The sequence below is a fragment of the Mycobacterium sp. genome, from assembly GCF_050701675.1.
Lineage (GTDB): Bacteria > Actinomycetota > Actinomycetes > Mycobacteriales > Mycobacteriaceae > Mycobacterium.
The window spans coordinates 1-8,100 of record NZ_JBOGDD010001323.1 but is presented as its reverse complement, the minus strand read 5'-3'; the positions used below and the strand labels follow the sequence as shown (position 1 = coordinate 8,100).

General features: G+C 68.0%; 11 protein-coding genes. 3 read left to right on the top strand and 8 right to left on the bottom strand.

The window, feature by feature from the left end:
• From ACRDUX_RS40840 to mftA, 7 genes are all read right to left on the bottom strand, one after another.
• On the bottom strand, positions 1-141 hold a 141-nt coding region (locus ACRDUX_RS40840), incomplete at its 3' end, for an FAD-dependent oxidoreductase (RefSeq protein ID WP_526423262.1).
• Between the two features lie 8 nt (positions 142-149).
• Positions 150-1,562, bottom strand: a complete 1,413-nt coding sequence (gene mftF / locus ACRDUX_RS40835; protein WP_526423260.1) for a mycofactocin biosynthesis glycosyltransferase MftF — start codon at positions 1,560-1,562, stop codon at positions 150-152.
• The gene (gene mftE, locus ACRDUX_RS40830) at positions 1,559-2,290 is read right to left on the bottom strand and encodes a mycofactocin biosynthesis peptidyl-dipeptidase MftE (RefSeq protein ID WP_526423258.1); all 732 of its coding nucleotides are present in this window, start codon (positions 2,288-2,290) and stop codon (positions 1,559-1,561) included. Before mftE ends, mftF begins: the two co-directional genes overlap by 4 nt.
• Before the next feature lie 134 nt (positions 2,291-2,424).
• Entirely contained in the window at positions 2,425-3,618 is a 1,194-nt protein-coding gene (gene mftD, locus ACRDUX_RS40825) for a pre-mycofactocin synthase MftD (protein ID WP_526423256.1), read from the bottom strand.
• Between the two features lie 2 nt (positions 3,619-3,620).
• Complete coding sequence (gene mftC, locus ACRDUX_RS40820) at positions 3,621-4,802, bottom strand: mycofactocin radical SAM maturase (protein WP_526423254.1); 1,182 nt, start codon at positions 4,800-4,802, stop codon at positions 3,621-3,623.
• Positions 4,799-5,107: a mycofactocin biosynthesis chaperone MftB gene (mftB, locus tag ACRDUX_RS40815; RefSeq protein ID WP_526423252.1), complete on the bottom strand. Its 309-nt coding sequence runs from the start codon at positions 5,105-5,107 to the stop codon at positions 4,799-4,801. Before mftB ends, mftC begins: the two co-directional genes overlap by 4 nt.
• 2 nt (positions 5,108-5,109) lie before the next feature.
• Positions 5,110-5,205, bottom strand: a complete 96-nt coding sequence (gene mftA, locus ACRDUX_RS40810; RefSeq protein WP_526423250.1) for a mycofactocin precursor MftA — start codon at positions 5,203-5,205, stop codon at positions 5,110-5,112.
• Between the two features lie 95 nt (positions 5,206-5,300).
• Between mftA and mftR the strand changes: the two genes are divergently transcribed.
• The 3 genes from mftR to ACRDUX_RS40795 are packed head-to-tail and all read left to right on the top strand — an operon-like array spanning position 5,301 to position 7,748.
• The gene (gene mftR, locus ACRDUX_RS40805) at positions 5,301-5,912 is read left to right on the top strand and encodes a mycofactocin system transcriptional regulator MftR (RefSeq protein ID WP_526423249.1); all 612 of its coding nucleotides are present in this window, start codon (positions 5,301-5,303) and stop codon (positions 5,910-5,912) included.
• Positions 5,913-5,955: 43 nt separating this feature from the next.
• Entirely contained in the window at positions 5,956-6,474 is a 519-nt protein-coding gene (locus ACRDUX_RS40800; protein ID WP_526423247.1) for an RNA polymerase sigma factor, read from the top strand.
• Entirely contained in the window at positions 6,471-7,748 is a 1,278-nt protein-coding gene (locus ACRDUX_RS40795; protein ID WP_526423245.1) for a VOC family protein, read from the top strand. Before ACRDUX_RS40800 ends, ACRDUX_RS40795 begins: the two co-directional genes overlap by 4 nt.
• 64 nt (positions 7,749-7,812) lie before the next feature.
• Here ACRDUX_RS40795 and ACRDUX_RS40790 read toward each other — a convergent pair.
• Positions 7,813-8,100 (bottom strand): oxidoreductase C-terminal domain-containing protein (locus tag ACRDUX_RS40790; RefSeq protein ID WP_526423243.1); only part of this gene is annotated, 288 nt, incomplete at its 5' end.

Here is an 8,100-nt window from a genome sequence, read left to right as displayed (position 1 = left end):
GATCTGGTCCATTACCCGCGGGTCGGCCGGACCGGGGCCTGCCTCGACGACGGTCACGGTCCGCTGTGGGTCTCGTGAAAGGCGCTCGGCTAGAACGCATCCAGCGCTGCCGGCGCCGACGATCAGGACGTCAGAATGCAATGTGCGCTTCAGGTTCGGATCTGCGGCTTGAGTGCGCCGAGGTGCCGCTCACGCAGCACACCCGTCCAGAGGCCGAGGCCGTACGCGATGTCGTCGAGCCGCTTGAGCAGGAGATAGGCGAACAGCCCGACGCGTTGGGTGTCATCGTCGGCGTTGCCGTTCCTGGCGATCCAGTCGACCACTCCGTCGACCACGGCGGCGACGAGCACCACCTGCCGACACCGCCGGAACAGGATGGCGGCGACGAGGGCGATGGGCCAGTAGTGCCTACAGATCGCCGAGGACAATTGCAGGGCGGCCGACCACAGCCCCTGAGCCGCGACGGCCGCCACCTCCTTCGGTTCGGTGTCCACCGAGTTCAGTGCCTTGGCGATCTTGCGGCCGGTGATGAGGGCGACGACCGTCGAGGCGATGTAGCCAATGCCGGAACCCATCGCCAGGAGGATCCAGACCAGCAGCGTCCACCCGGACAGCACCAGGGGGGCGGTCTTGCCAGGGTGCCGGATCGCCAGTGGCGCCGCGGAGGAGCCGTAGAATGCCTTGCGCGCAAACCAGTCTCGCAGATGGGTCCGGTGATCGTGCCCGACCAGTGCGATGGGCTCGTAGCGGAGCCGGGCTTCCGCTTCGATGAAGCGCCAGCACAGGTCGACGTCCTCACCGGATCTGAGGGACTCGTCGAACCCGCCCACCTGATCCAGTGCTTGTCGACGGCAGATGATGGCCGCGCTCGGAACGTAGGAGACGGTGCCGTACGGAACCACCGGCGCCTCCCGTTGACCGAGGTCGAGGGAGGACCGCAGCGCCTCGTACCGCGCCACCAGATTCTGCGGCTCGTGCAAGCCGACGATGCGCGGCGCGACAAGAGCCACGGCGGGGTCGCAGAAGTGTCCAAGGAGCGCTTCCAGCCAGCCCCGACGCGGCACCACGTCGGAGTCGAGGAATGCGACGAAGTCGGTCTCACAGGCGGCCAGTCCGGTGTTGCGCGCGGCGGCCGGGCCCTTGCTGGTGGCGTGGCGCAGCACCCGGATGTCGCAGCGGTGGCCGGGGAAGTCGCTGACCTCAATGGGCTGTGAGGACCCGTCGTCGACCACCACGACACGCATGCCACGCAGGGTCTGCATCAGCCGATTGAGCCCAACGGCGTTGTCCAACACGGGGATGACGACGGTGACGTCCCGGTGCGACGGGCCGGTGGCGGGGCGGGGATGCGCGACGGTCGCATCGAGAAGGGTGCGCGCCAGTTGCGCGCTCTGCGCGTCGTGTACCTCGAGCCGACCGCAGTTGAGCATGGTCTGCGCAGCCGGCGCCAGGCGCAGGAGTCGGGTGGGCGATCCGCCGAGAAGCGCCGACCCCTCCCCAAGCACCCTCACCCTCCGGTCCACCTGCACGGCGAATCCATCGGGCAGTCGTGGCCCCGTCACTGCAACAACCCCCCGTGGCCGGGAGTCCAAGCCGCCACGCGGCGGCTGCAGGAGTCGACCATCTCAGCAAAGATACGCGCACCCTCGACCGCGGACGCGGTGGTGGGGTCCCCCAGCACCCCGACCGTGCTGACCGCCGCGACACCGCCGGCGCGCAGCTGCGGCATCAGGTCGGCGAGCGGAGCTTGATTGCCCGCCACCCACTCCGCGGTGTGGACGGCCTCTGGTGAAATATGTAGCAATACAGACGTTTCGGTGTGACCGGCGTGGGCGTCCGCACCGGGAACGCTGCAGGCGCACCACGCGACGTCCCGACCCTCCTCGCGCAGCAACGAGGTGGCCGCAGCAACGGCGGCAACGTTGCCTCCGTGGCCGTTGACGAAGACCAGCCGCGACGCCCAGTCGCACGCCGACCTGCCGTACTCCACCAGCAAGAGCTGCAGCACAGAAGTGCCGATCGAAACCGTGCCTGGGAATCCCTGGTGCTCCCCGCTGGCGCCATAGCCGATCGCGGGCGCCAGCATCCAATCACCGGCGAGTCGCTCAGCAACCGCGCAGGCCACCGCGGACGCTATCCGGGTGTCGGTGTCCACCGGCAGGTGTGGCCCATGCTGCTCGGTCGAGCCGAGCGGGATGATCAACGCAGGCGACAGATCGCGGAGCTGCCTCGCCGTTGAGTTCCCGAGCGCGCTGGGGAAGTCCACCCGCCGATGGTAGGCCGAATTCACCTGGTGTGCGCCGATTGTTGGTGTTTGCCCATCGATTCGTTCCGCCGGGTTCACCTGCGCTGCGGCCCTGTCATCCCGTCCGCCTCGTCAGCACCGCCCGCCCCACCGGGACCAGGCAACGGCGGCGTCGGAGGCTAAGCGCCCTCGGCCGGGGGCACGCCGAGGGCACGGGTGAACCCGGCTGGCGTCAGCACGTCGTCAGCAACGAGGTCGTGGATGGAGGCCTTGCCGAGGCCCATCAGTGCGGAGTCGATGCCGCTGCGCATGATGTCGAGCACGTTCTCGACGCCGGGTTGTCCCTCGGCGGCCAGGCCCCACAGATACGCGCGGCCGATCATGACCGCGCGTGCACCGAATGCGAGTGCCTTGACGACGTCGCTGCCGCGCCGGATGCCACCGTCGAGCAAAACCTCAACCTGATCGCCGACTGCGGCGGCAACGGCGGGCAGGCAACGGATCGCGGCCGGGGTGCCGTCCAGGTTGTTACCGCCGTGATTGGACACAGAGATCGCCGAAACACCCGCGTCCACAGCGCGTTTGGCGTCGTCGACCCGGACTATGCCCTTGAGCATGAAGGGCGCGTCCCACTGGTCCCGTAGCCAGGCGATGTCCTCCCAGGTGGGCGGGGGTGTGCCCATCCATTCGCCGTAGGCCTGAAAGAACGGCGGCCCGGCCTCGCCACGCTTGCCCTGGTTCGGTACCCGCAGGTCCGGCGGGCTCATCGCCTTGCCGAAGTCCCACAGCCAGCGCGGCTTGGTGATGACCTCGGGGGCCATCTTCAGCATGGTGCGCAGGTTCATCTGCTCGGGGATCTTCGGGCTGCCCCAGTCCCGGCCGTGGGAGAAGCTCCAGTCGGTGGTGGCGATCAGCCCGACGGCTCCGGCCTCCTTGGCACGTTGCACCCGCTCGAGGATCGCGTCGCGACCGCCGAGCCAGTAGATCTGGAAGAAGATCTTGCCGTTGACGGCCACGACGTCCTCGATGGGCTTGCTCGCAAACGACGACAGGCCCATGGCGGTGCCGCGGGCGGCCGCGGCCCGCGCGACCGCCACCTCACCGTCGGGGTCGACGGCTTGCACACCCGTCGGCGAGATGATCACCGGCAGCGAGATGTCCTGCCCCATAACGGTTGTCGAAAGATCGCGCTTTTCGACCACACCGACCACGTGTGGGGCGAATCCGAGTTCGGAGAACGATTCGACGTTGTCGGAGACCGTCACCCCCTTCTCGCTGGCTCCGAGCAGCGCGGAGTAGGCGGATTTGGGCAGCCGTTTCTTCGCCCGTTCCTGGGCAATGGATACGGTTTCGAACCATTTTTCGCGAGCCATGATCAGACGGGACTTTCGTTGCAGAACTTTTGGGGCGGTCGGGTGAGGAGCTTCAGCGGGATGGGCCCCTTGCGGGCTCCGGTGCGGGAGTGGTCGCCGCTGGGCTTGGGCTTGTCACGCTCCAGTGCCAGCGCGGGCTCGCCGTAACCCACCACGCACTCGGGGTCGGGGCCGTCCATCGGCAGGCCGGTGAAGAACTTGGCGGCCATGCAGCCACCGCGGCAGCCGTCGTAGTGGTCGCAGCTGGCGCACGCTCCGGCCGACTGCGGCTCGCGCAGTTCGCGGAACAGTGGCGCGTACTTCCATACGTTGTCGAAACCGCCGTCGCGCAGGATGTTTCCGGCGAGGAAGCGGTCATGGATGGCGAACGGGCAGGCGTATACGTCGCCGACAGGGTCGATGAGGCACACGACGCGGCCAGCGCCGCAGAGGTTCAGGCCGGCCAGCGCGCCCGGCTGCCCGAGCCCGGACAGGTGGAAGAAGGAGTCGCCGGTCAGGATTCCCTCCCCGCGAGCGACGAGCCAGTCGTAGAGCTGGACCTGCTGGGCGGCGGTGGGGTGCAGCTCGTCCCACACGTCGGCACCGCGGCCCGACGGGCGCAGCCGGGTGATGCGCAGGGTCGCATCGTATTGGTCTGCCAGAGCCTTGAATTCGTCGAGCTGCCCGACGTTGTGGCGAGTGACGACGACGGAGATCTTGGCGTCCTTGAACCCAGCCTCTGACAGGTTCTCCAATGCGCGGACCGCCATGGCGAAGGAGCCGGGACCGCGGACGGCGTCGTTGACCTCGGCGGTGGCGCCGTCCAGCGAGATCTGGACGTCGACGTAGTCGCTGGCGGCCAGCTTCGCGGCGACCTTCTTGTCGATCCGCACGCCGTTGGTCGAGAACTTCACGCCGACGTGATGTGCGGTGGCGTAGTCGACGAGCTCCCAGAAGTCGGAGCGCACGGTCGGCTCGCCACCGCCGATGTTGACGTAGAAGACCTGCATGCGCTCGAGCTCGTCGATGATGTCCATGCATTGGCGCGTGCTCAGCTCGCGGGGGTCGCGCTTGCCGGACGACGACAGGCAGTGCACGCACGCCAGGTTGCAGGCGTAGGTCAGCTCCCAGGTCAGGCAGATGGGCGCGTCGAGGCCATGCTCGAACTGCTCTACCAGCCTGGGGACGGGCTGCATCGTGGTCATGTGTTCTCCTCGCGGACCAGCATGTTGGACTGGACGAGCACGCCGAGGGCGTGCAGATAGGGCGCCTGGTCGGCGTCGTCGATGCCGGCGTCGCGGCACGCGGACCTGGCGTCTGGATGCGCGTCGAGCAACTTGACCACCTCGACGATCTTCGTGTTCTTCAGAAACGAAAGCTTGCGGGTGCCAAAGTGATACAGCAACGCCCCGAACGGCTCCGGCCGCACCGCCACCTGATGGTGCAGCCGCCAGCGGACGTCGGGATCGAACGCCGGGGCAACGGCTCGCGCCTCTGAAGGTGCGGACACCGTCAGTAAACCCCGCACATACCGTCGATCGAGACCTCTTCGACGAGGGACTCGGTGACGAGCTCGGCTTCGGTTTCAACCTGCTGATTCGGCTCCATGACTTACGTCCTTCCGGTTTCGTGGGTCTCGACAATCGTGATCGAGATCGCAAGAATATGGCATCGAGTGCCGAAACGGAAGGGCGGGTCGTCTGATGAGTCGTGAACCCGCCAATCGGGTAGGTCGGCGACGGTCCACCACCGGGGACCACATCACCAGCGTGGCGCTCGACCTCTTCGCCGAGCGCGGGTTCGACGAAGTCAGCGTCGACGACGTCGCACGCGCCGCAGGCATCGCGCGACGCACCCTGTTCCGGTACTACCCGACCAAGAACGCCATCCCGTGGGGCGACTTCGACGGGCACCTCGATCACATGCGCAACCTGCTGAACGAGGTCCCCAGCGACGCCCCCACCAACGTCGCCCTACGCTCGGCGTTGTTGGCGTTCAACAGTTTCGACGAAGCCGAGACCGCGCATCACCGCCAGCGCATGCGCGTGATCCTGGAGACGGCGGCGCTGCAGGCCCATTCGATGACGATGTATGCGGGCTGGCGCACCGTCGTCGCCGACTTCGTCGCCCGGCGCCTCGGGCTCAAGGCCACCGACCTGATCCCAAGGACCACCGCGTGGTCGATGCTCGGTGTCGCGTTGTCGGCGTACGAGAACTGGTTGGCCGATGAATCCGTGTCCCTCCAGACCGCCCTCGGGGAGGCGTTCGACACCGTAAGCGCGGGGCTCGCGGCACTCGATAGAACAAAATCTTGAGATCGGGCGTCGGAGTCGGGGCTCCGACGGCGACGATGAGGGTGTGAGCGCCGAACCGGACTCCCAGGACGCGCAGCGCGCGCTGCTCGTGCTGTACGACGAAGCGCTGCCCGCCGTCTACGGGTACTTCGTCAGACGGTGCGCCGACCGTGGCGCGGCAGAGGATCTGACGTCGGAGACCTTTCTGGCGGCGATGGACGCCGCGAGGAAGGACACCCCGCCGTCGATCACGTTGCCGTGGTTGATCGGGGTGGCCCGGCACAAGTTGGCCGACCACTACCGGCGAAGGCACGACCGGTTCACCGTGCCGGTGGCCGACCTGCCGGAGCCGGTGGATCCCGCAGACCAGTGGGACGTCGAGCTCGACCGCATCGTCGCCGAAGGCGTGCTGGCCCGACTGCCCGAACATCACCGCGCGGTGCTGGCGCTTCGCTACCTGGACGACCGTTCGGTGCCCGAGTGCGCCGAGCTGATCGGTCGCACCGTGCACGCCACCGAAGCTCTGCTGGTGCGGGCCCGTCGAGCGTTCAGATCGCAATACCCGGAAGGAGGGGCGTCATGAGTTTCAACGGCCACGATCCGCTGACCGTGCTGCGCGGCGACGACCTTCCGGTCCAGCCCGATCCGGTGTTCGCCGCGCGGCTGCGCGCGCGCCTCGAATCCGCGCTATCCCTACCCGAACGAACGGAAGGAATCGTCATGAGTGGTACCGAGGCGGCCATCGCCGCGCTCAACGAATCGAGCAGCCCTGCGCCTGCGGCCCCTCCCCGCTCCGCCGCCTTGCCCTACCTCGCGGTCGCAGGCGCGCGGGCGGCGATCGACTGGTACGTCGACGCGTTCGGCGCCGAGGTGGCCGGCGAGCCGCTCGTGATGGACGACGGCCGCATCGGGCACGCCGAGCTCTCGATCAGGGGCGGCACACTGTACCTGGCCGACGAGTTTCCCGAGATGGGGTTGAAAGGTCCTGCACCGCAATCCGTCTCGGTGAGTCTGATGCTGCACGTCGCCGATACCGACGTCGCACTGGACCGGGCAAGGGGCCGGGGCGCGGACGTCGAGCGGGAGCCCTACGAGAACTACGGCTCCCGCAACGCCACCATCATCGACCCGTTCGGCCACCGGTGGATGCTCAGCGGGCCGGCTAACCCGATCCGCCACGGCGACATCGCCTACGTGTCGGTGTGGACGGCGGACCCGGCCCGGTCGGCCGTCTTCTACGGCCACGTGCTGGGCTGGCAGTACGACCCGGCAACGCATCGGGTGACGAGCACGACTCAGCACGTCGGCATCTTCGGTGTCGATGGTCCACCAACGTTGTTCTGCTGCTACGCGGTCGTCGACGTCTCGGCCGCGCGGCAGGCCATCCTTGACGCAGGCGGCGAGGCCGGCCAGATCTCGCATCCCCCGCACGGGCCTACGGTGGACGCTACCGACCCGTTCGGCACCGCGTTCGCCGTGTATCAGCCGACCGGTGCCGATCCTCGTCCAGCGTTGAATGGCACTGGCCCAGGCGAACTCTCGTACGTCACGTTCGAGGTGTCCGACTCGGGGACCTTCCGCGACTTCTACGCCTCCGTGCTGGGCTGGACGTTCGAGCCCGGCCGCATCGACGACGGCTGGCAGGTGGAGTCGGTGCACCCCATGTCCGGCGTCACCGGGGGCAGTGACGAACAGGTGACCGTCCCGATGTGGACCGTGGCCGACGTCGACGCCGCGGTGGAACGGGTCCGCGAGGCCGGGGGCACCATCATCGAAGAACCGTCGCAGCAGTCCTACGGGCGCGCGGCGCAGTGCGTCGACGACCAGGGGGTGCGCTTCTACCTCGGCCAGCACTAGCCCCGCACTCCTGCGTTTTGTGTGCGTTCACCGGTGCGCACCGCCGGTGAGACACCGCAAGTCGCTAGGTCAGGACATCGGAGATGGGCGCGCCGCTGGCGATCTTGCCGCGGGCCTTCATCACCTTGCCCGGCATACCACCGCCGACCACGCCCACGACCACGCCGTCACGCTCGTAATAGGCAAGGAACTTGCGGCCGTCGTCCGCGACGACGTGAACGACGTCGTCGGCCTCCGGCTCGCCGAGGCACTGAATCTTCACGGCGTACTGGTCGCTCCAGAAGTACGGCACCACCACGGCGGCCGTGGCTTCGGTGCCGAGCATCGCGGGCACGATGACGCGGGCCTGTTC